Origin of the sequence: Loktanella sp. M215, assembly GCF_021735925.1 — a bacterium.
In the GTDB taxonomy this organism is placed as follows: Bacteria; Pseudomonadota; Alphaproteobacteria; order Rhodobacterales; family Rhodobacteraceae; genus Loktanella.
The window spans coordinates 1-22,667 of record NZ_WMEA01000004.1 but is presented as its reverse complement, the minus strand read 5'-3'; the positions used below and the strand labels follow the sequence as shown (position 1 = coordinate 22,667).

At 61.9% G+C, this 22,667-nt stretch carries 18 protein-coding genes and 4 pseudogenes; 8 read left to right on the top strand and 14 right to left on the bottom strand.

Annotation, left to right across the window (positions count from 1 at the left end):
- Positions 1-345: 345 nt before the first annotated feature.
- The 6 genes and pseudogenes from GLR48_RS20085 (at position 346) to GLR48_RS20070 (ending at position 5,910) form a co-directional block, all read left to right on the top strand.
- Positions 346-2,436, top strand: a complete 2,091-nt coding sequence (locus GLR48_RS20085) for a UPF0149 family protein (RefSeq protein ID WP_237064715.1) — start codon at positions 346-348, stop codon at positions 2,434-2,436.
- A 419-nt stretch (positions 2,437-2,855) separates the two neighbouring features.
- Entirely contained in the window at positions 2,856-3,119 is a 264-nt protein-coding gene (locus tag GLR48_RS26135) for a transposase (protein ID WP_442915856.1), read from the top strand.
- A gap of 132 nt (positions 3,120-3,251) precedes the next feature.
- Positions 3,252-3,428 (top strand): annotated as a pseudogene (gene tnpB, locus GLR48_RS26130) (IS66 family insertion sequence element accessory protein TnpB); the annotation flags it as partial.
- Between the two features lie 34 nt (positions 3,429-3,462).
- Positions 3,463-3,603 (top strand): IS66 family insertion sequence element accessory protein TnpB, encoded by a 141-nt coding sequence (gene tnpB / locus GLR48_RS26125; RefSeq protein WP_442915864.1) that lies wholly within the window; start codon positions 3,463-3,465, stop codon positions 3,601-3,603.
- 59 nt (positions 3,604-3,662) lie between these two features.
- Positions 3,663-5,311, top strand: a pseudogene (gene tnpC / locus GLR48_RS20075) (IS66 family transposase).
- Positions 5,308-5,910, top strand: a complete 603-nt coding sequence (locus GLR48_RS20070; RefSeq protein ID WP_237064713.1) for a plasmid pRiA4b ORF-3 family protein — start codon at positions 5,308-5,310, stop codon at positions 5,908-5,910. The pseudogene tnpC and the gene GLR48_RS20070 overlap by 4 nt, the downstream one beginning before the upstream one ends.
- 138 nt (positions 5,911-6,048) lie before the next feature.
- On the opposite strand, the gene GLR48_RS20065 is transcribed toward GLR48_RS20070, so the two are convergent.
- The 8 genes and pseudogenes from GLR48_RS20065 to GLR48_RS20030 form a co-directional block, all read right to left on the bottom strand.
- Positions 6,049-7,308: a benzoate/H(+) symporter BenE family transporter gene (locus tag GLR48_RS20065; RefSeq protein ID WP_237064711.1), complete on the bottom strand. Its 1,260-nt coding sequence runs from the start codon at positions 7,306-7,308 to the stop codon at positions 6,049-6,051.
- 36 nt (positions 7,309-7,344) lie between these two features.
- Positions 7,345-8,139 (bottom strand): enoyl-CoA hydratase/isomerase family protein, encoded by a 795-nt coding sequence (locus tag GLR48_RS20060; RefSeq protein WP_237064709.1) that lies wholly within the window; start codon positions 8,137-8,139, stop codon positions 7,345-7,347.
- A gap of 46 nt (positions 8,140-8,185) precedes the next feature.
- Entirely contained in the window at positions 8,186-9,715 is a 1,530-nt protein-coding gene (locus GLR48_RS20055) for an AMP-binding protein (RefSeq protein WP_237064707.1), read from the bottom strand.
- Positions 9,708-10,214: a (2Fe-2S)-binding protein gene (locus GLR48_RS20050; RefSeq protein WP_237064705.1), complete on the bottom strand. Its 507-nt coding sequence runs from the start codon at positions 10,212-10,214 to the stop codon at positions 9,708-9,710. Before GLR48_RS20050 ends, GLR48_RS20055 begins: the two co-directional genes overlap by 8 nt.
- The gene (locus GLR48_RS20045; protein ID WP_237064703.1) at positions 10,202-11,029 is read right to left on the bottom strand and encodes an FAD binding domain-containing protein; all 828 of its coding nucleotides are present in this window, start codon (positions 11,027-11,029) and stop codon (positions 10,202-10,204) included. Before GLR48_RS20045 ends, GLR48_RS20050 begins: the two co-directional genes overlap by 13 nt.
- Positions 11,026-14,010: a xanthine dehydrogenase family protein molybdopterin-binding subunit gene (locus GLR48_RS20040; protein ID WP_237064702.1), complete on the bottom strand. Its 2,985-nt coding sequence runs from the start codon at positions 14,008-14,010 to the stop codon at positions 11,026-11,028. Before GLR48_RS20040 ends, GLR48_RS20045 begins: the two co-directional genes overlap by 4 nt.
- A 116-nt stretch (positions 14,011-14,126) precedes the next feature.
- Complete coding sequence (locus tag GLR48_RS20035) at positions 14,127-14,981, bottom strand: helix-turn-helix domain-containing protein (protein WP_237064698.1); 855 nt, start codon at positions 14,979-14,981, stop codon at positions 14,127-14,129.
- Positions 14,982-15,041: 60 nt separating this feature from the next.
- Positions 15,042-15,269, bottom strand: a pseudogene (locus tag GLR48_RS20030) (transposase domain-containing protein); the annotation flags it as partial.
- A gap of 306 nt (positions 15,270-15,575) precedes the next feature.
- Here GLR48_RS20030 and GLR48_RS20025 point away from each other — a divergent pair.
- Both GLR48_RS20025 and GLR48_RS20020 read left to right on the top strand, forming a co-directional pair.
- Positions 15,576-15,755: a hypothetical protein gene (locus GLR48_RS20025; protein WP_237064696.1), complete on the top strand. Its 180-nt coding sequence runs from the start codon at positions 15,576-15,578 to the stop codon at positions 15,753-15,755.
- Entirely contained in the window at positions 15,742-17,814 is a 2,073-nt protein-coding gene (locus GLR48_RS20020) for a recombinase family protein (protein WP_237064688.1), read from the top strand. The genes GLR48_RS20025 and GLR48_RS20020 overlap by 14 nt, the downstream gene beginning before the upstream one ends.
- Positions 17,815-17,841: 27 nt before the next feature.
- On the opposite strand, the pseudogene GLR48_RS26120 reads toward GLR48_RS20020, so the two are convergent.
- The 6 genes and pseudogenes from GLR48_RS26120 to GLR48_RS19995 all read right to left on the bottom strand — a co-directional run.
- Positions 17,842-17,979 (bottom strand): annotated as a pseudogene (locus tag GLR48_RS26120) (IS66 family transposase); the annotation flags it as partial.
- A gap of 324 nt (positions 17,980-18,303) precedes the next feature.
- Entirely contained in the window at positions 18,304-19,290 is a 987-nt protein-coding gene (locus GLR48_RS20015) for an ATPase, T2SS/T4P/T4SS family (RefSeq protein WP_237064686.1), read from the bottom strand.
- Positions 19,290-20,600 (bottom strand): TrbI/VirB10 family protein, encoded by a 1,311-nt coding sequence (locus GLR48_RS20010; protein ID WP_237064684.1) that lies wholly within the window; start codon positions 20,598-20,600, stop codon positions 19,290-19,292. Before GLR48_RS20010 ends, GLR48_RS20015 begins: the two co-directional genes overlap by 1 nt.
- Positions 20,593-21,294, bottom strand: coding sequence for a TrbG/VirB9 family P-type conjugative transfer protein (locus tag GLR48_RS20005; protein WP_237064675.1), 702 nt, complete (start codon positions 21,292-21,294; stop codon positions 20,593-20,595). The genes GLR48_RS20010 and GLR48_RS20005 overlap by 8 nt, the downstream gene beginning before the upstream one ends.
- Positions 21,291-22,046: a virB8 family protein gene (locus GLR48_RS20000; RefSeq protein ID WP_237064673.1), complete on the bottom strand. Its 756-nt coding sequence runs from the start codon at positions 22,044-22,046 to the stop codon at positions 21,291-21,293. The genes GLR48_RS20005 and GLR48_RS20000 overlap by 4 nt, the downstream gene beginning before the upstream one ends.
- A gap of 33 nt (positions 22,047-22,079) precedes the next feature.
- Positions 22,080-22,667 (bottom strand): type IV secretion system protein (locus GLR48_RS19995; protein ID WP_237064671.1); only part of this gene is annotated, 588 nt, incomplete at its 5' end.

Below are 22,667 nucleotides of genomic sequence, written 5' to 3'. Positions count from 1 at the left end.
TTATGCTGCCGTCATCGTTCAACGCGAACGGCGAAGCGATAAACAGTTTTGCGTCGGAAGAACGACCGGTCGACCGTCGTATCGCTCAAGGCATAGCAATTCTGGAGGACGTAAACGCTTATCGTCGTCTCCGGTAGGACCGGTGGTGGTCTGCGTCCGTCTCTCCTACAGGTCGTATGAAAGATGCCGTTGCGAAAAGGATGACAGATCGCCTCCAACGTTTCGTGTTGGCGTTGATGGTCACTATTCATGTCTTCACACTGGTCACGGGCGCGTGGGCATGGCTTCGTCGCCTTCTAAAATCCGGGCCTTTATCTGCCGTCCTGAATCGATAAGATTGCCTGCATGAGACAGAACATACTTCAGGCCTGTATCGCAGAACGACCCGGGCAGGGGGGTGACCACCTGGTCTATCGGTGGGCTGACTTTTGGGCGCCGCGCATTGCATTAAATCGTCATGCGGTATCCGGTCTTCTCGCGCTGATGGATGACGAGCCGGACCTCCCAGATGACCTGCTTGCGCTCTTCAGTGCTGTTCTTGCCGCCATGCGCATGAACCGCGAGAATCGCGAAGCGGATGCGCAGCACATTTTTGCGGTCCTGGATGGCTGGGTTGAAGTGAAAGCGGCATCGCACAGTTTTGACAACCGACAAAAGGTGGGACTGTGCCGGGCGTTCATCGAGGCCGGTCTGGAGCCTCCCGATGGGATCCGGTTCAGTCCCGACGTCGCCGCTGACGATGCAGACATCGCGACCATGGACATGCCCGATATTGCGGAGTTGATCCGTGACCTGATCCCGGACAATGCCACGGGCTATCCAGCCTACATGATCCTGCGGGAAGCGATTGGGTCAATGCCCCGGCCCGCGGCGGTCTTCTTGGTCACGCAGATGGTGACGCAGGGCATCCCAAAGCTTGTTTCGGTCGGACGCTTTTTTTTGCTCGATCCTGTGGGCGAGATGCGCACCGCCGCGGCCTTGGGGTTTGCCGATCTCGCGCACGCGGGCGGGGTGGATGCAGGCGTGCTCTCCGATTTGATCCAGCTGCGCAAATGGATCCCGGATCTGGACACCAAGACGATCCTGGATCGTGGAATCAAGGAGGCGCTCCGGCGCGAACCATCCGGTGGGTCTGTCCCCCGGTCATGGACACTTCATCGACTGGTGTCGTCACTGCCCGATGGCACCGGCAGTCAGAGCATCCTGGCGAGCGTCAGCCTGGGCAGCCAAAAGTGCATTGCAGCGCTGCTGCTCAAGAGTGGTCACGGCATCAAGGATGCTTATGCCATCCCCTGCAGCAGTGCCAGCGATCAGCGGCGCACGCTCGCTGAGATCGAAGAATCGATGCCAATGCACGATGTGCCGACGGATTATCTGCCCGCTGCACTGGCCGCGGCACTGGGCGAGGGCCTCGCCGCAGACCTGCCGCCCGCACCCGGTTTCCTGGATGTGGCAGAGATGCTCGGACTCCGCGACATCACACCTTCTGATACTTCTTCAGCGTCAACAGCCGACATCGCCGATCCTGACGCCCAGTTGGCCAGCCTGTCCGGGGCCAAACGCGGACAGCTCATTAACCGCAGCATCTCGTGGGTGCGCGACCACGAGATATCGTCGAGCTGGTTTGTCAGCAATGCGGAGCTCTCATCAGCTTTGGAGGAGGTCAGAACCGAGCGTCAGGCGACGCAGGCGGTCTGGGCGCATCTGGAAACCCAACGCGGCTTCTGGTCATCGCTCTTCGCACGGTCGGCCGCAATTTTGCGCCATGGTGATGGCGATGCGTGGCTTGAGTTCGCGGCCGTCGCGAACGGTCTGGACACCGGCCGGGCGTTGAAAAAAATACCCATTTTTGAGATGATCGTCGCTCTGACGCTGGATGTCGCAGAACAGGGTGACGGGCTGCATTCTGACGGTGAATCCTCGCTGGGCGATTCGGAAAACGACGACGACATGGGTCCTGACATCGCGCCTGAATCAAAAGGCGAGCTCGAGCGCCTGCTCCGCAAAACCCCCCTCAGTCCGGATCTGATTGATGGGTATCTGACGGCCGTCATCGTGGCACCGCGGTTCGTCACGCCAACAGACTGGCTGCCGCCGCTTCTGGGTGGCATCGAGTTTCCCGGTGGCAACAAAGTACAGCGCGTGCTCGACATCATCATGTTGCGTTACGGTGATATTCAAGACGGAGCCTTCGATGGGGACATCGGATCGGGCCTTAGGACACGCACAGCAGAGCGGTTCAAGGAGTGGCTCGCCGGCTTTGCCCTCGCCAGTACGATCTCGGCCGCCTGGCCGAAGCGCGGGCTCTCGAAGGATGATCAGAAAATCCTGAAGCTGATCAGGGAAGGGGGATCCGATGACAACATCCAGTCCACGTTAAAGCCTTTGCTGCCCGGTTGGCTCGCAGTCATGGCAGCAAGGGCGGTCGACGGGTGAGACCTTGTCCCACATATGCTGATTTTCATCCGGTCCAATACCCGTAGTCTTCGATATCCTAAATCTGCTGTCAGCCCAAAATTATCAGGGTTGCGCAAGCCTGTGCCTTTCGAGGCGACTGCCTTCGTTGAGTGCTAGAGCGGCCATTCGTGCCTGACGCTGCGAAGGTCAGGTTTGAGCCCTCTTTACCGGATGCTGTCCCGAAGAACTTTGCGAGTGCAGAAAAACTTGCCCTACGCGAACGGCCCATAGCTGCCTTTCCCGGTCCATACGTTCACTGCGGCGCAGATTCCCAAACCGGACATCCACGCCCAAAAGTTTCCTATCTGTCTAAAGTTTGGATTTGCGCCGGTTCAACGTAAACATTCGCCGGGGGCCGTCTGGCTGCTTGTGGGTGTGATTGTTTATCGAGTGTTCTTATGGACGCACACGAGAACACCCCCCGCATTCAAGTTTTATCAGTCTCTGATACTGGGCGGCGTCGCCGCTGGACAGATGACGAGAAGGTCCGGATCGTTGAGGAAAGCCTTGTCAATGGCGTGACCTTGGCCGAGGTCGCGCGGCGCCATGACGTTTCGCGGTCCCAGCTTTACGATTGGCGCTATCGTTGTCGGCATGGTTTGCTGAGTTCTGGCCCGAAGTTTTTGCGTGTTTTTAACATCGACGAAGCTCCGTGGGCCTGATCCTGATAATATGCCGGCTCCGCCGGCACCTGTGATGACTGTCGATTTTGGCGCGCGCTGTCGTGTGTCGATCCCGTCCGACTTTGACATGGAGGCTGCAGCGCGTTTGCTCAACAGTCTGTCGGTGGGGCGATGATCGCGTTTCCGGCGGGCACGAACGTGTGGATCGCGGGTGGCGTGACGGACATGCGGCGCGGGATGAATACCTTGGCGTTGTCGGTCCAGCAGGGCCTTGGACGTGATCCGCATACCGGTGAGATCTTCTGCTTCCGGGGGCGAAAAGGCGATCTGGTTAAACTGCTCTGGCATGACGGTGTCGGCATGTCGTTGTATCTGAAGCGGCTTGAGGCGGGGGAAGTTCATCTGGCCGGTCAGCCAGGATGGGACGGCTGTTTCGATATCCGCCGCCCAGCTCGGCTATCTTCTGGAAGGGATCGACTGGAGAAACCCACGCTGGACGCAGAGGCCCAAAACGGCTGGGTAAATTACGGTGAAACGCCTGTTTTTATTGGCGCTTCATGCTGTCTGTGGTAAATATTTGCCATGTCAGATGCCGCTTCCGAAATCGCCAGATTGAGTGCCGCCCTTGCCGCGCAGACAGCCCGCGCGCACGCGGCGGAGGTCGAACTGGCACAGGCCCGCGCCCCCGGCCTCTTGCACGCAAGCAATGATCCGGGAATTGAAGCTGGAGATCGCAAAGTTGCGGCGCGATAAATACGGCATCTCTTCCGAGCGTCGCGCGCGGCTGATCGATCAGCTGGAATTGCAGCTTGAGGAATTGGAAGCAGCTGCCACCGAGGATGCGTTGGCGGCTGAACAAGCCGCAGCGCAGGACAAGGCCAGCACCGTGCGCGCCTTCACGCGGCGCAAGCCGGTGCGCAAACCCTTTCCCGAGCATCTGCCGCGCGAGCGTGTGGTGGTTGAGGCGCCGACCAACTGCACCTGCTGCGGCTCGGACCGCATCGTGAAGATGGGTGAAGACATTACCGACACGCTGGAAGTTATTCCGCGGCAGTGGAAGGTGATCCAGACCGTCCGCGAAAAGTTCACTTGTCGGTCATGCGAGAAGATCAGCCAGCCGCCAGCGCCTTTCCACGCCATTCCGCGCGGTTGGGCCGGGCCGCAGCTGATCGCCATGATTGCTTTCGACAAGTATGGACAGCACCAACCACTGAACCGCCAATCCGATCGGATTGCGCGGGAAGGTGTCGATCTCAGCCTGTCTACCCTGGCTGATCTGATCGGTCATGCCTGTATAGCACTGGCCCCCATTCATGCGCTGATCGCGCGCCACGTGCTGGACGGTGGCCGTTTGCATGGTGACGACACGACCGTGCCGCTTCTGGCGCGCGGCGGCACCAAGACTGCGCGGCTCTGGACCTATGTGCGCGATGACCGACCATGGGATGGGGGTGCGCCGCCTGCCGCGCTCTTCCACTTCTCAACAGATCGTCGCAAGGAACACCCGACACGGCATTTGGCCGGGTGGCATGGTGTGCTGCAATCGGACGTCTATGGCGGCTACAATGACCTGTATCTGGCAGATCGTAGTCCGGGCCGGTGCGCTCTGCGCTGTGTTGGAGCCATGCCAGACGCAAGTTATTCGAGCTGGCCGACATCAAGTCCATCGCCCGTAAGGGCAAAAAAAGGTGGCAGAAGAAATCTCGCCCATCGCGCTGGACGCTGTGACCCGGATCGATGCCATCTTCGCTGTCGAGCGCGAGATCACCGGCCTGTCAGCTGCAGCGCGTCATGAAGTCCGGCGCCAGCGGGTCGCGCCGCTGGTCAAGGATCTTTATGACTGGATGCTGGCCGAGCGGGCGCGGATGTCAAAGCACAACCCTGTCGCCAAGGCGATCAATTACATGCTCGACGGGACAGGTCGCTGGGAGGCCTTCACCGCATTCCTTGATGACGGGCGCCTCTGCCTGACGAACAATGCCGCCGAACGCGCTCTGCGCGGTATCGCATTGGGCAGAAAGTCATGGCTTTTTGCAGGGTCAGAGCGCGGTGGCGACAGGGCGGCCTTCATGTATACCCTCATCGTCACGGCAAAGATGAATGATATCGATCCGCAGGCATGGATGGCCGATGTGCTCGCGCGCCTGCCGGATTTGCCCGTGTCACGGCTGCCAGAGCTGCTGCCATGGCACTGGAAGTCAGCAACGCAAATGGGGAGGATTGCTGCATGATACCGGTCGCGCGCCTCAAGGTCACATTATCCGATGTCGCACCTCAGGTGCTCCGGCGCTTCGATGTGCCCCTCAAGATCAAGCTGAACCGCCTACATGATGTGATCCAAGCCGCCATGGGATGGACCGACAGCCATCTCTATGAGTTCCGGGCCGGCGGAGTCGGCTGGGGCGTGCCAGATCCTGAATACGACTACGATGATCCGCTGCCCGCCAGCAAAACAAGCTTGCTCGATGTGCTCGAAGATGTCGGCACCAAAACCATTCATTACGTCTATGACTTCGGCGACAACTGGCACCATGTGGTCAAGGTCGAGAAGATCGATGACGCCATCCCGGGCGCCGCATATCCGCGCCTTGTCAGGGCTATCGGTGCTTGTCCCCCGGAAGATGTCGGTGGCGTGCCCGGTTATGCTGAATTCCTTGATGCAATGACCGATCCCAAGCACGAGGAACACGACCGGATGCTGGAATGGTATGGCGGACAGTTCGACCCAGATGAGGCAGAGATCGGCCGCATCCTCGACAACTTTGAGCGCCTCGCCAAAAAATGGGCACCAAAGCCACGCAAACCAAAAGCGGTTCCGAAGCCCGTCTGATAGGGCACAGCGGCGGCCTTCGGCGGATGCTTACGGTTCAACAGTATTTTTGCAGTAACAAACAAGGCATTCGCGGAGGGCGTAGTGCGATGACTGACGCCCTCCGTTTGATCGCTGGCACCACACCTGGTGTGGTCTTCAGGACGCCGGGGCAACCGCGGGCTTGGATACGACCACCCGTTCGTTCAGCATCGACACCGCTGCCCCGGCGACCAGCGCCCAGAAGGGCGCACTGATGCTGAGGAACGTCACATTCGACATTGCGACGATCAGCGCGACAAAGGCACCGATCTGGTAACCCGCGTTGCGGTCGAAGGCGGACTGGAACGCGCTCAGAAGGACGGTGATCATCGCGAGGCCAGCAACCGCGCCGACCAGCGGCCCGGGCAGCGCCATGATCAAGGGAACTGCGACACCGGCAAAGATCCCGAACGACGCGAAAAGAACCCCGTTCACGACCGTCGCGGCGTAGCGTCCCGCCTGATCCTCGCCTGCCTGATCGGACGAACAGATCGCGGTCATCGGTCCGGCAATGTTGGCGTTGTGGCCTCCCATCAGCCCCGCGATCATCCCGCCGATGCCCGAGATCACCGTCATCGCATTGATCGGTGGACGGTAACCTTCGGCATAGAGCACACCGACGGCCTGGGCGTTTTCGGCCCCGATCACCAGCACGGCCAGCGGCACGGCGATGGCGAGGAAGGCGTCAAGGGTGAACACGGGCGCGGTAAACTCCGGCGCGACGAAACTGATCGCCGCCTCTCCGCCCTGAAAACCGCCCGTCAAGGTCACGGCCAGAAGGCCGACGACCAGTGCCGTCAGCACCGGCGGAACTGCGCGCAGGAAGCGCATCGACAAAAAGAAGGCAATCGTCGCGGCCCCGACCACGATGGGCAGTTTCTCGATCGAGGTGACCGCCCCGACGCCGAAGCGGATCAGCGCGCCGGCGATCATCGCCATGACAATGGGCATCGGGAGCCAGCGCATGACCTTGCCGATCAGCCCGGTGATACCGAGGACGAACACCATCGCGCCTGCCATCAGGAACGCGCCGACGGCCTGTTCGAAAGGAAAGGTGTTGAGAGCGCCCGCGACAAGTGCGGCACCCGGGATCGAATAGGCGCCGGTGACCGGCAGCTTGTAGTAGAGAGCCATGATCAGGCTGATCAGCCCGCCGAGGCCATAGATCGCTAGGAGCCAGGCGACGGTCTGTCCTTCCGTGAGCCCTCCATTGTTGGCCGCGCCGATCACGATCAACGCGGGGCCCGAGCATCCGAAGATCGCCGCGACCAGTCCCGCGCTTGCGGTCTTGATGCCCAGCGCCTGGCGTAGGCCGGACAGACCGGCGGTGAAGCCCGGCCCCTTCTCTATCCACTTCGATTGTTCTGTCTGTCGCATCTGGGTCTCCTCCCCTGATTGTGCTTTTCGCGCGGCTCAGCGGCCGGTGAATGCGGGCTTGCGCTTGGCATGGAACGCCTCGACGCCTTCGCGGAAATCCTCGGACTGGCGCAGTCGGCTGTAGTTCAGCCCCTCCATCTCGATCGCGGTGCTCAGAAGCGCATCGTCGGTGTCGTTCAGCAGCTTCTTTGCCGTGCGTTGTGCCATCGGTGAAAATTCCCTCAGTTCGGCGACGAGGTCGGCCACCGTCTGTTCCAGATCACCGTCGGGCACGCATTCGGTCGCGATCCCCCAGTCGAGGGCCTGTTTCCCCGGGATGCGCTTCGATCGCATGACGATGTCCTTCGTCCGGGTCACCCCGACGATCTTCTGCAGTCGCGCAGAGCCGCCCGACCCGGGGATCTGGCCAAGTTTCTGTTCGGGCAGCGCGTAGCGACAGGTTTCGGAGACGATCCGGAAATCGCAGGCGAGAGACAGTTCGAAGCCGACACCGAAGGTATAGCCGCGGTTGGCCGCGATCACGGGCTTCGTGCAACGAGCCGGCGCAGCGATGTTCCAGGCGAGGTGGGAGACATGCTCGGGACTTGCTTCGAGAAAACCCTTGATGTTGCCACCGGACGAGAAGTGCTCGCCCTCGCCCGAGATCACGATGATGCGCACGCGGTCATCGGCATCGAGAGCCTCGAACACGAGGCGCAGTTGATCGCGCGCACCCATCGAGATGACGTTGTAGGGCGGCCGCGCGAGGATGATGTCGGCACGTTCGTTGCCGGCGTCGATTTCCACACGAAAGCCGTCGAGATTGGCGAGGCGCGGGTCGCTGAAGGTCATGGGTTCTGTCATCGGTATATCTTTCATTTCGGTGTGTTTTCTGGATTTACGCGGTGGTTGTCTCGGTCGTCTCGGCCTCGTATTCGCCCGCGACGAGCAGGCGGCGGAGGAGCTTTCCGACCGGCGATTTCGGGATGTTGCGCACGAAGACGTAGCGGCGCGGACGGCGGAAACTGGACAAGTCAGAACTGCGACAATGGGCGTCGAGTTCATCCTCGGTCACGTCGCCGGCGCGTTTGACGAAGGCGGTCACAATCTTGCCCCAGCGGGCATCCGGCAGGCCGACCACCGCGACCTCTTCCACGGCGGGGTGCAGCGAGAGACAGCTTTCCACCTCCACGGGGGAGACGTTTTCGCCTCCGGTGATGATCATGTCGTCGGTGCGGCCTGTGACGAACAGATCGCCGTCATCGTCGAAAAGCCCGCAATCGCCGGTGAAATACCAGCCATCGCGGATCGCCTTGCGGTCAGCCTCCGGGCGGTTCCAGTAGCCTTCGAAAGCCTCGTCGCCCTGCATGGAGGCAACGATTTCGCCTTCCTCGCCCGGCGCGCAGACCTTGCTCGCATCCGCGGCGCCGAGCGGCACGACGCGCAGGCGCTGGTTGATCGCCGCGCGGCCGGCCGATCCAGGCTTGGCCGCCGCGTTCTGGCATATCGAAAAGGTGTAGATCTCGGACGAGCCGTAATGGTTTATGAAATGATCGGGCCGAAACGCCTCCACAAGTTTCTGCACCAGGCCATCGGTCATCGACGCACCGGCAAAGCCCAGCTTGCGCACGCTTGCCACACGATCCGTCTTGAATGCGGCGTGGTGGACGATGTCGTGATAGAGCGTCGGCACCAGATAAAGGTTGGTGACCCGGTGCGTCTCGATGGCGTCAAGCGCGCCGGGCACGTCAAAGCGCGGCAGGCAGATGAAGGCGCCGCCAATCACGCTGGCGGACAGGAGAGAACGGATGCCCATCGTGTGATAGAGCGGCATGACGCCCAACGTCCGTTCGCCGTGGTGATACATGTTCTGCGCCACATGGGCGATGGCAGCGGCGCGCTCGGCCCGGTGCCTTCGCGGCACACCCTTGGGCCTTGAGGTCGTGCCGGATGTGTAGAGCATGACCGACAGGTCGTCCGCCCCGGCCTGTGGCATTGCGTCGGCGGCGCGTCCCGCCAGCATGGTGGCAAGACCATGTTCGCCGTCCAGCGCCACCACGCTGAGGTCCGTCGCAAGGGTCGATCCGGCCACGGCCGCCGCAGCGGCATCGTCATGGACCAGGACGCGGGCCGCGCTGTCGCGCAGCGCGTGGTCCAGTTCATCGGCAGTGACGCGCCAGTTCACGGGCGTCACGACAATCCCGGCAAGCTGGCAGGCCCAATGCAACGAAGCATTTTCCCAACGGTTCTGCATGGCAGTGACAAGCGTGTCGCCCTTGCGCAGGCCAATCTGGCCAAGCCCATCCACGAGCGCGCTGATCCGGCGATACCAGTCGGCATAGTTGAGCGTCAGGTCCCCCGCAGCGACGGCCATCGCGCCGGGGTCGCGTTCCACGGACGCAAGAAAGCTGGTTCCGAGGTCAAGCATCGATTGGTCCTCCCTTGATGCGGTTCCGGGCGGCCAGCGCCGCCTGAACGATGGGCGCGTAGCCCGTGCAGCGGCACAGGTGGCCCGAAAGTGCTTCACGGATCGCGTCCTCATCCGCGTCCGGTTGGCGCGAAAACAGCGCGTCGAGTGTCATCAGGATGCCCGCGGTGCAGAAACCGCATTGCAACGCGAAATGCGCGCGGAAGGCCTCTTGCAGCGTGGTCAGCGCATCGCCCCGCGCCAGTCCCTCGACCGTGCGGATTTCGCAGCCCTCGGCTTGGTGCGCGAGCATCAGACAGGCGCGGGCGGGCTCTCCGTCCACCTGCACCGTGCAGGCCCCACAGACGCCGTGTTCACAGCCGACATGCGTGCCCGTCGCACCGATTTCGTGGCGCAGCGCATCGGTCAGCAGCGTGCGCGGTGTGACGCGGACCACGACGGGCCGGCCATTCAGGCTAAAGCCGACAGGTTGCGCGGCGTCCTTGGTCAGTCGCGGCATGACAAAGCCTCCTTGAGGGTTGCGTGTCCGAGGCGCCGAACCAGATCGCGGCGGTAACGGGCGGTGGCGTGCAGGTCGTCGCGGGCCTGCAAGTGCCAGGCGAATTCGTTCAGACGGTCATCGAGGTCCGTCGGGTTGGCAGGCAGATCGAGCGTGGCGGGGGTGTCGGCAACGCCCCCCACTGCAAGCGTGGCGGTGCCGTCCGGCCGGGCGGTCGCGGCACAGGCCACGATGGCAAAATCGCCATGCCGGCGCGCTACCTCGCGAAAGGCGAAGCCCGTTCCGTCCTGTGGCGCGGGAAAGGTCACGGACACGATCATCTCGCCGGGTGCGAGGTCGGTCGACATCATGCCCAAGAAGAAATCGCGCGCCGCGACAGTGCGCGTCTTGCGGCGGCTGCGCAGGGTCACGGTGCCGCCGAGAGCGATGAGGCAAAGCGGCAGCTCGGCGCTGGGATCGGCATGAGCGACAGAGCCGCAGACCGTGCCGCGATTACGCAGTTGCATATGTCCGACCCAAGGCAGCGCGGCGCGCACCAGCGGCAGGCGATCCGCCAGTTCCGGCCAGCGTTCCAGCGCGCTCTGCCGCACGGCGGCCCCGATGGTCACGTGATCGCCCGTGGCCTCGATCCGCGACAGCTCTGGAATGCGGGTGATGTCGACGAGCGTAGCCGGCCGCGCCAGGCGCATGTTCAGCATGGGCACCAGCGATTGGCCGCCAGCGATGACCCGGGCCTCGGTGCCGCCCTGATGCAACGCGTTCAGCGCTTCGCTCATCTCGGTGGCGGCGACAAAATCAAACGGGGCGGGCTTCATGACCGGCCTCCTTTTCTGATGCGGTCGAAAAGGCCAATGAGCCGCGCAAAAGGCCCGCTGCGCGCGCTGCCGCCGCAATGGCGGGCCAGTGCGCGGAAGAACTCACCGATCACGACCTTGGCCGCGCCGTCCAGAAGCCGTCCGCCGACCGAAGCGACCTTTCCGCCGATTTCCGCCTCATATCGGTAGGCAATTTCGGTGCCGTTGTCGGTGTCGGTAAGGGTGATGCGGCCATGTCCGCCGCCGGTGCCGAGCGCGCCGACGGCCTGCCCTGACAAGGTCACGGCGTTGGGCGGATCGAGGTCAGACAGTTCGATGTCGGCCTTGTATCGGCTGCGGACAGGTCCGACCCCCAGCGTCACATCCGCCTTGAAACGGGTGTCGCTGACTTTCTGGACGCCATGTGAACCGGGAATGATCGCATCAAGTGTCGCGGGATCGAGCAACATTTCCCAGACTTCTGTGCGGCTGGCCTTGACCACGGCACGACCCTCGCCCGTGAGCTTGCGCCCGCCCGTCACTGGCCCGGCTTCCGTTTCGGGCACGGGGTTCTTCGGGGTGGGTTCGTCGCCGAAGATGCGCGACGCGAGCTTGGATGCGGTCACCGGCAGGACGATATCGGGCGCATCGCCGTCGGGAGCCAGCGCATCGGCTACGGCATTGGCGATGCAGACGGGCGTCGACATGCAATTGCCTTCGCCCACGCCCTTGGCCCCGAGCGGCGTGAAGGGCGACGGGGTGACATGATGCAGGATGACAGGATCGGGCACCTCCATCACTGTGGGCAAGAGGTAGTCGGCCAGCGTGCCGGACTGGAACGAGCCGTCCGCACCATAGGCATATTCCTCAAGGAACGCCGCCCCGACCGCCTGGGCAAAGCCGCCGCGCACCTGTCCGTCGACCATCGCGGGATGCAGGATGCTCCCGCAGTCATGCATGGTGACGTAGTGGTCGATCCTGGGTTCTGCGGTCTCCGGGTCAATCTCGATCCCGCAGAAATCGAAAATGAAGCCGTGACAGAGCGAGGAATTGATCCCGTCCTCGGCAGTCGGGGCCTCCAGTTCGGGCGGACTCCAGAATACCGTCTCGCGCAGCGTCTGATCCACGCCGTCCGGCAGGGTGCCCGGCGACCAATGTGCCATTGCCGCCACCCGCGCGAAGGACAGGCTGTTGTCAGGATTGCTCGTCGCAGCAATGCGGCCGTCCGCGAAGGACACGTCGTTTGGCGAAATGTTCAACTGCGCGGCCGCGACCTTTGCCAGTTTGTCGCGCAGCCGCGACGCTGCGATCTCGGTCGCGCCGGCAACCGCCGGGGCAAAGCGCGAGGCGTAGTTGCCAGAGGCGATGGACCATGCGTCACGCATCGTGTCCACATCGGCCAAGACGCGCACCGCCGCCATCGACAGGCCAAGCTTGTCGGCCACCACCTGCGCCAGCACGGTTCTGTGTCCCTGGCCCTGCGGGACCGAGGCGACCTTAACCGTCACAGAGCCGAGCGGGTCGATCGCGATGGTCGCCGTCGCCTGCGCGCCGTTCTTGGGCCCCGCCTTGGCACGCTCTTCCGGGGTCAGGACAGTGGTGATGTATCCCATGTTCGAGACCGAAGGCTCGACCACGCAGGCAAAACCGATGCCGTAGCGCCGACCTTCGGCGCGGGCCTTGTCGCGGCGAGCGTAAAGATCGGCCAGACCGCCTTCCGCGACCGCGCGATCAATCGCGGTGGCGTAATCGCCCGAGTCGTAAAGCGCGCCACTGGCGGTCCGGTAGGGAAATGCGTCGGCGGGAATGAGGTTGCGGCGGATGACCTCCAGCCGGTCAAGGCCCAACTGCCGCGCGATGGCATCCATCAACCGCTCCAGCGCGAAATAAATCTGTGGGCCGCCGAAGCCGCGATTGAGGCCCGTCGGCGTCTTGTTCGTCAGCACGACGCGGTTGCGGATCGCAAGATTCTGTATGTCATAGGCGCCGGTCATGTTGCCATGCATCCGGTAAAGCGTGGCAGGCTCCGGCGCGCGCAGATGGGCGCCGCAATCCTCGATCTGGTCCCAGTCGAGCGCGGTGATCCGGCCATCCGCCGCGACCGCCGCATCGATCCGGGTCTGGCGGTTGGTTGCAGAGACGCTGGCCGACAGATGCTCCAGCCGGTCCTCGATCCACTTGACCGGTACGCCCGCGATGCGCGCGGCGATGCCGGCAAGGATCATGTAGGGAAAGACGCCCTGCTTGATACCGAAGGAGCCACCGGAATCGGGCGGTGTGCGCAGCCGCAATCGATTGCCCGGCACGTTCAGCGACCGGGCCACCACCGCGTGGATCGAGAAGGGGCCCTGGAAATTTGCGGTGACGTCATAGGCATCCTCGCCCGGCTCGTAGCTGGCAATCACGCCGTAGGTCTCGATCGGGGTGCAGGCGCTGCGTGGATAGGTCACATCGATCCCGATCCGGTGCCGGGCTGCGTCGAATGCCGCTTCGGGATCGCCATAGCGGAAGTGCCGTTCGTTGATGAGGTTGCCGCCGAGGCTGGGATGCAGCACCGGCGCGTCCTCCAACAGTGCCGCGACCGGATCGACGACCACGCCGAGCGGGGCGTAATCGACCAAGACCAGATCGGCGGCATCTTCGGCAAGGTAGCGGTCGGTTGCCACGACCATGGCCAGCGGTTCCCCGACATAGCGCACGCGATCAACCGCCATCGGCCAGCAGTCGACATCGGCCTTCACGCCCACGGTCATCGACCGGGTGCGCGCCGCTACGTCTCGTCCGGTGATGACAGCGACGACGCCGGGCGCGCGCTGCGCTTCGCCGATGTCGATTGAACGAATGTCGGCGTGGCCATGCGGCGATCGCACGAAGGCCAGCGCCAACGTTCCGGGTGCGACCGGCAAATCGTCGATATAGCGCCCGCGCCCCGACAAAAGCGCCGGATCTTCGACGCGCGCGACCGAGCGGCCGATCAGCCGATTGTCAACGGTATCTTTCATGTCTCCTCCCGGCTTGTCATGGGCAAGCCCCTGGGAAGTGACGTTAGGCGTGCGTCCGTAGGCCCGGCGATCCCGCCAGGTCTCGGACCTTACCCAGGAGTCTCAAAAAGTCGGGGTCAGCCTTTGTCGCGCAGCGCTGACACCTGCCGAAAGACGCTTGGCGACGAACCCGCATGGTCGTGGAAGAAGCGCGAAAAATGCGCTGGCACCGAGAATCCAAGGTCGTCCGAGATGTCGGTGAAGCTGCGCGTGTCATTCGCGACCGCCTGCACCGCGCGCTCGACCCGCTGGGTGTTCAAATAGACACGCGGAGAAATGCCAGTTTCTGTCTCGAACAGCCGAAAGAAATGTGAGCGAGACAAGCCGCTTTCGCGCGCCAGCCATTCCATCGAGGGAATGCGGGCTGTCTCCGCGCGCATCAGGGCGAGGGCCTGCGCAATCCGGCGGTCGGGCGCGCTCATCGCCATAGCCCGTTCCCGCAACGACGGCCGCACCTCTCGCCATAGCGCCAAACGTTCGATGATCGAGACCATCAATCCACCGATCAACCGCTCATGTGTGGCGGCATCGCCCGGGTCCTGCACCATCGCCTCAGCGGTCTCGCAGACCTGGCGGCGAATCTGTGGGGTAATCGCACCGCCCGGATGCGGGAAAAACCCAGGTTCGGCGCTCGCCTGCCAATTGCCGCGAAAGGCGCTCAACCACTTTGGTTCGATGTAAAGCGCTAGGATGATCGTCGGCGGTTGGCCCGCGCGGTGCACGTAGCTGTGGTGTTCCCAGGCGTTAATGAGCACAGCGCTTTCATTGGTCAGCGCCACGCGCCGCCCGCCCACATCGAACTCCGTATCGACGCCCTCGACCTTCAGCAACACGTGGCATTGCGCATGGGCATGCTTGACAAGGGGCCGGTCCATGTCCAGCAGAGCGACCCTTCCGAACTTCCCGATGGCGATCCTGAGCGCAGAAGACATTTGATATTGTTATCACTCTTCGCAAATGGGTCAATCGTAAACATACGGCGTAGGCCGCGGTCATGCAGCGAGTTGGCGCCCCGATGACTGCCAGTTCCACGGCAGAAATTCCTGCACGCGTGAAGCCGTTGTATTGAGGAGCTTTGCAAGGACCTCGGCGAGCCAGGCCTGCGGGCCGATGCCGTTCATCTTGGCGGTGACGATCAGGGAATACATGAAGGCGGCACGGTCGCCTCCACGCTCGGAGCCGGCGAAGAGCCAGGATTTCCGTCCCAATGCCATTGCCCGTTCATTCTGCCCATGTCGGCGAAGAGCGAGAAGTCCATTATCGGTGGCATCCCTATTTCGGCCTGAAGGTCTGTATCCGGCGGGTGGAACAGCGCTCGATTGGCCAGTTTCTTAAGGTCGAAGGCCCATCTGGGGTTGTCATCTCGCTACCTGGCTGGATGGTGGATCCCCTCGTTTGCGCCGACATGAACACTGGCCAGCCCCAAGTTGATCTCGCGGCGCTGTTGGAGCTCAAAAGTCTGGTCATGAGGGCTACTGCTCCCACAAAATCCCTGCGCGAAGGCGGAGTCGTAAGGGAGAAACCTAATGAAACAGCACAAAGCGTCATTGCCGACTTCGGGCAGGCAGATGAGCCTGATGTTCGAACCCAGCAATGTGGACGGGATGGACGACGTGGAGAGGGCAGAGTGCATAGCCATACTTGCCCAGATTCTGATGCAGGCCGCAGGCCTCATCGTGGAGGAGCTTGAAGATGACCAGCGTTGATCTGATCCCCGCGCAACTTCTGAAGCGCAAGGCAGTCGTCTATGTGCGCCAATCGACACAGTCTCAGGTCATGACCAATCTGGAAAGCCAGCGGCGGCAATATGACCTCGTCGACATTGCGCGAGAGCACGGTTTTATCGACGTCGAGGTTATAGACGACGATCTTGGGCGATCCGCGAGCGGAACTGTGGCGCGCCCCGGCTTCGATCGTCTGGTCGCGTGGTTATGTGCAGGCAAGGTTGGCGCTGTTCTATGCCAAGATGCGTCGCGGCTTGCGCGAAATGGTCGGGACTGGCACCATCTTCTGGAACTATGTGGGCTCGTTGAAGCCCGTGTCATCGACCATGATGGCATCTACAATCCCTGCCAGCCGAATGACCGCCTGCTCCTGGGCATGAAAGGCAGCATCAGCGAGTTTGAGCTTGGCGTGCTCAGGACGCGAATGATTGATGCCGCCAAGGCAAAAGCGCGTCGGGGTGAGCTGCGCTTGTCAGTCCCGTTCGGTTACATCTGGCACCGTGAAGCGGGTCTGGGGCTCGATCCTGATCTGCGTTTGCAGGAGGTAATCAGGCTCATCTTTACCCGCTTCAGTGATCTCGGCAGCGCGCGCCAGGTTTTGTTGTCGATGACGGCTGATCAAATCCACTTCCCGCGGCCCTCAGACGAGGGGCGCATGACCAGCTTCAAATGGCTGCCGATCCGATATCGCAACGTGATCTCTGTGCTCAAAAACCCGTTCTACGCGGGCGTTTATGTCTATGGCAAAAGCGAGAAGCGAACGTCCATTGTCGATGGGCGTGCCCGGCGGAGTTATGGCCATATCAAGCCGGCTGGAACCTGGGACGTGTTTATCAAGGATCATCACGAAGGTTACATCAGCTGGGGCGAATATGAACGAAACCAAAAGCAGTTGGCGCTGAACAACTATGGTCGCGCCGGCGGCGTGAAATCGGGCCGAGGAGGTCGGGCGCTGCTCTCGGGCATGATGACATGCGCCCGTTGCGGACGGCGGCTCTCGGTTGCTTATACCGGGAACCCGCAAAGCCGCCCTGTCTATCGCTGCGACAAGCCCAATCTTATGATGGGCCTACCCCGGTGTATGACCTTCGGGGGCCCCCGCGTGGACGTGGCTGTTGCGCGTGAACTGTTGCGCGCGGTAGAACCTTTGGCGATCGAGGCCGCGTTCGAGGCGGAGCGGATGTATCGGAAACGACAGGATGATCAACGCCAGATCCTCGATCTGGAACTTCAGCAGGCCCGTTACGAGGCCGGCCTGGCTGAGCGTCGCTATGCAGCATGCGATCCCGACAACCGTCTCATCGCCGCCCAGTTGGAGAAGAACTGGGAAATCGCGTTGCGCCGTGTGCAAGATCTCGAAGCACGACAGCCGACTGACAGCGCATCGACCCTCGAAGTCGATCCATCCGCATTTGCCAACATGGCCGAGAACCTGTCGGCAGCCTGGCACAGTCCCGATGTGACGATGCGAGCGCGTCAGCAACTGCTGCGCACTTTGATTGCCGACATCATCGTCGATGTCGACGATGCAGTGCGTGACGTCGTTCTTACGATCCACTGGCGAGGCGGCCAGCACTCGGAATTGCGCGTTCGTAAACCCCAGACCGGGGAGCATGGTTGTGCGACAGCTGACGATGCGTTGGCTGTAATGCGCAGCATGGCTGGGCGTTGGTCTGACGAGCATATCGCCGCGTCGCTCAATCGGATGGGTTTGCCCACCGGGCAAGGCAAGACCTGGACAGCACACCGCGTGGCATCCGTTCGGCGCGTTCGCGGGATCCCCGCCTACCGATCCGCTGAAAAAGATGGCGAATGGCTCACCATGACTGAAGCAGCAAAGGCATCAGGCGTTACAAACCACCTGATACGGCGCCTTATCAAAACCGGCATCCTTCCGGCTGTGCAGGTTGTATCCGGTGCGCCTTATCAAATCCGTGCCGAAGACCTGGCGTTGGAGGCAGTCAAAACTGCCTTAGCCCGAAAAGGACGCCCGTGTCGCATCACTGATGCCGACACACTTCCAATGTTTACAGTCACTTGAAGAAGGAGTGCATAATGAAACACACTTCGCGATACCGCGCAGTGCGCGCTCAGCCGCGTTGTTTGTCACGCAGATGCGCCCATCCTTAAGGAACATCGTGAAGGCATCCCACCGGTCCTTCTTGAACATGTAGCTGATCGCCTTCGCGACGGGATTGTGCTCAGACACTGGCGTCCCTTCGTGTCACTGTAGGCGGAGGATGACGGCATACCTGACCGTCCGCAACGTCCGCTCAACAAACTTTGCAGCCATGCGCGGCGAACGTCCGCTCCCCGCCCATTCTGTTGATGCCAATCTGCTCGTGTCCTGTTTTTCGCGCTTGCAGCGAAAGCATACGATGTCCGCACAGCAGACCTACGTTCGCCCCGCGGCGAAGTTCCGGTTTCGGTCAGACGCGCTTGGTGCTTGGGTCAGGGTAGCCTGACAGTCCGAGCCGATTGGACACCGAAGATCCGACCCTCTGAGACAGCGATTCACTACGTTTGACAGCTACAAAACATCAAGCGGCGGCACGTAGATTTCTACAATGCCCCTCTCATTCCCCACCCGACCGGCCTGAATCACCAGGTCGATTGTGGACCGAAGATACCGCATGACTTCCGCATATTGCAGTTGCGTTCCTGTCCCCATCACCATCAGCGCCAACCGATCCATTGCCTTGCGGGCGGTCTGGGCGTGCAGGGTGGTGAATGATCCGCCGTGGCCCGTGTTGATCGCTTCCAGAAACGTCGCGGCCTCTGACCCGCGCAGCTCGCCCACGATGATCCGGTCAGGACGCAGGCGCAGAGTCGCTTGCAGCAGTTTTTCCGCTGTGCGCGGGCTGGCCGGGGATCTGTCTGCAATCAGGCTGACCACGTTGGGCTGGCGCGGGCGCAGTTCGGAGGAATCCTCGATCGTCACTACCCGTTCGTAGTCAGAGATCAGGTAGAGCATACGCCGCCCCAATTCCGTTTTCCCGGTGGACGTGCCGCCCGCGATCACGATGTTCAGTTCCAGCCGCAGCACTTCCTTCAAAAAATCATCGACGCTTCCCGCCCGGGCGATAACCTCAATGTGGCGCAGCTTTTCTATCCGCTCTTCATCTTGAGAAGCCGTCACATCATCTCGGAGAAAGGAAAAGGTGCGCGGCTCGCCGGTATGGCCCGGTCTGAATATCCGAAACGACAACACCGTGCCGCTGGCTGACGCGGGCGGGATTACCGCCTGGACGCGCAGCATCATCCCCGCGTGTTCAACCGACGTGGACAGCAATGGCGCTTTTTCCGTCAGCGCCACAGCGCTTGCATTCGCGCTTTGCTGTGCAATGTCCTTGGCCGCTTGCGGCGTAATGTCGTGTTCAGAGGCCCGCACCATCTGGGCCAAGCCCTGTCGTTCGACGTAGCACTGACCATCACCATTTATGACGACTTCAATCACCGTAGGGTCCTGAAAGAGAGGATCGAACGGCTTGAGATATTCCGCGAGGTAAGAGGACACTAGAACAACTCCATGTCGTTCGTGACCATGACCATAATCACCGAGCCATGCTCGACCGTGATGATCGGCGCCAGTGACAGGTATTCTTCGATCACCGCACTGGCGTTGTCGCTGGCGTCCGTGCTGACGGCCTCTGCCAGTATCGCGCTTTCATCGTTCTGAACGCTTGCCGCAGCAGCAGCCGGAGCCGCGCTGAATACCGAAATCAGCGCCGCAGACCCGAACCGTTGCAGGAACCGACTGTTGACCTTGCCCGTCAGACCAGACCGTCCCAGCCGATCCGACCCGTAGGCTTCAAGGTCGACCACTTGACCGTTCGGCGTGACAACCCGGTCCCATGCGACCAGCACCCTCTTTTGACCAACGGCCACCTCGTTCGAGTAGCGCCCGAACATCTGGGACCCGCGCGGGATCAGGACCCGACTCATGTCGAATGACCAAATGTCGTAGGAGACCGTGCTCGTGATCGTGCCAGACAGTTGCGAGTTGATGCCGGTCGTCAGCGTGGCCTCGATCACCGTGCCTTGCATGACGGTATTGGACGGCGCACCGATGACCCGCGATTGCGTTGGCGCGATCTTGTCGGACCCGGCACGGATGAACGCCTCATCGCCGGTATAGTCGCGGCCTTCGCTTTCCGTCCCGCCGCCTGACATGCCGTCGATGGGACTGTTGATCTGGGCTTGCCGAATGGATTCCGCTTCCGCCCGCCGCCGTTCGAGTTCCTGTTGCCGCGCCAGCCTTTCCTCCGCCATCATCTGTTCGGCCAGTGAGTCGTCACTGGCCTGATTGAGTTGCAGCAGCAGACTGGAATTTTCCGCTTGGGTGCGCTGAAGGTCACGGGTGAGCTGGTCACGCGCAATGGTCAGGTCCTGCACTTCCGCCGACCGTGCCGCCATATCAACCGCCAGCCCGTCAAGTTGTGTCCGTAGCGCGTCAAGCTGTGCCGTATCGATGACCGGGGCGGCGGGTGCCTCATTGCGGGCTGCATCCAGCAGGCGGTTCACTTCGTCCAGACGTTTTTGCAGCGCAATTTCCGCTTCAGAGGGGCCGGCCTCTGTCACTGGAAAGGCGGGCTCTGGCGTGATGACAGAGGTCATGCCGTCAGAAGAATTGCGCGGAAACTCGGACGCATCCGACGTGTCGCGTTGCTGGATCGTCACCGATCCATCCCGTCCCATCAGATGGGCTACCCCGGCCCCGCCAGCTCCAAGACCGACGACCAATGTAATGCCGAGCAGGGCAGGGACGTTCGACTTTTTCTTGCCACCCTTCAAGCGGGCAGCGCGGTTTGCCACTGCATCAGCCATTGGTCACGTTCCCACTCTGGATGCAGATATATGCGTCGCCGTAGCGAATGACCCAGCGGTCAGACCGCGATCCGACCGTCACGCGCGTGCCATCCGTGCGCCCGTTGACGATGTATTCCCGGCCTTGAGCGTCGGCCCGGTAGATGCTGGGGATCGGCGCGTCGGGGCTGAAGGTGAAGAACGTGCGCCTGCCGTCGTCATAGACATTTACCGGCTGAATCTGGGCGTCCTTCGTGGCGGCGGAAATCACATAGGTTTGCGGTTTCCCCGCAGGGACCGAGGATTGCGCCGCCGCCGCCGTGCTTCCGGCAGGCGATTGAAAGCTAACCGAATAGTGCGGACGCGCCGTGGCGCTTTCGTGCAGTTCGACCAGATAGAACCGTTGGTTCGTGACGATCACGCCATTGGTCACGGCCCCCGCGATCACCGGCTTGACCAGAATGGCGTTGCCGCCGCCCGTGTCGGCAAACTGAAAACTTTCCGTGTCACCGGCTTTGAAATCCACAAAGCGTTCGCCTTGGGCCAGCGTGATCAGCGTGACCCGGCGCAGTTGAGTGTTGATCTTGTAAACCTGACCTTCCTGATAGATCGCGACAGCACTCCGCGCATCGACGCGCATGGACCGCGGCGTTGTCTCCGCGAGGGCAGGGGTGGCAAGTGCCGCCAACAAGGCGGCGCACAGCAGCTTGTTCATTCGCGCGTTCCTTCCGATGCGACACGGTAGCCAGTGACCTGAAACCCGAACGGGTTCTGCCAAAGGAGCAGGTTGTTATCGACCGTGCTGGGATTGAAGTTGGTGGTGACGGTGGCGACGAAATCGCCGCGCTGGACGGGGGCGTTGGGACGCCGCAGCGTCTTGGTGAACCGGACCTGTGCCGTGTCGTTGTCGATCATCAGGACGTTGTTGATCGACACATCGACGGTGCCGTCCACGCCGTAGCTTTCGGGCGGATAGTTGGCATTGCCCGGCGTCCAGAACCGTTCGAGGGACTGGCGAACCGGGATCGCAGACCGCTTGAACACGGACAGGATGCGATATTCGTTGTCGTCCGCATCGTAGGTTTCGCGGTCCATGACGTAGGCGTAGATCAGGCTTTCCACGACCGCCTGTTGCTGGTCCACGCTGGCGCGGTCAACGCTGACACCGCGCTCCACCACGCCCGTGTCCTTGTCCACGATTGCGAGGTAGGCTTGGGTCTCGTTATGAGCCAGCCCGTAGGCCCCCATGCCGACCCCGGCGAGCCCCAGAACCATCCCGACGACGGCCACGGCCCATGCCCGCTTTTCCCGCTGGCGCATCCCAAGGATCGTTTCAGCGATGAAGTAGGAACCGCCCGCTTCACTGGCCGCAGCGACCGCTTTTTCCACGTCGGCGCGGTCATGCGGTTCGACCTTTGAAAGTGGGCTTTTGAGAATCTTTCTCTGTTCAGCAGTGAGCGAGGTCATGCCGTTCTCCAATCTATGAGGTCGCGTTTGCGGTTAAGTTTTGGCTTTGGCCCGGAGGCGTTCGTTGGACGCGCGGGCAAATTGCACGTCGCGCCGTCGCTGGACGAAACGCCCAGCCGCGTTCTCTGAAAGTTTCGCGCCGACGTTCGCCAGCTTCATGTCCATGGCCGATCCGAAGCGGCGGGTCTGGGCGGCACGCTGGGCAGTTTCGCCGCCAGTGGTGGCACCGCTTAGAACCTGCGCACCCGACCGCTTGATAAACCCACCGGCAGCGATTCCCGGACGGCTGACGATGCTCAATGCCTGCGGGGCGATGCCGCCGAGGTTCAGTTGTCCGGTGATGTTCGAGGCGACCTGCGGGATCGTCAGCAAAGCGTAGATGCCCACAATAATAATGACGACGACGCCAGTAATTCCGATCAAGGTTTCTTCGCTTTGTGCCAAAAACGCCCGTTCTGCCACCGTTGCGACGAACCCCATCACACCGGCAGCGGCGACCGGATACATGAAGTAACCGATTAACGACGACACCCATGCCTCAAAAAGAAACTGCGTTCGGTTCAGGCATGTTGCCGCAATGGCGAAGGGTGCCAGCCCGACCAGAATACCGATCATGATTTT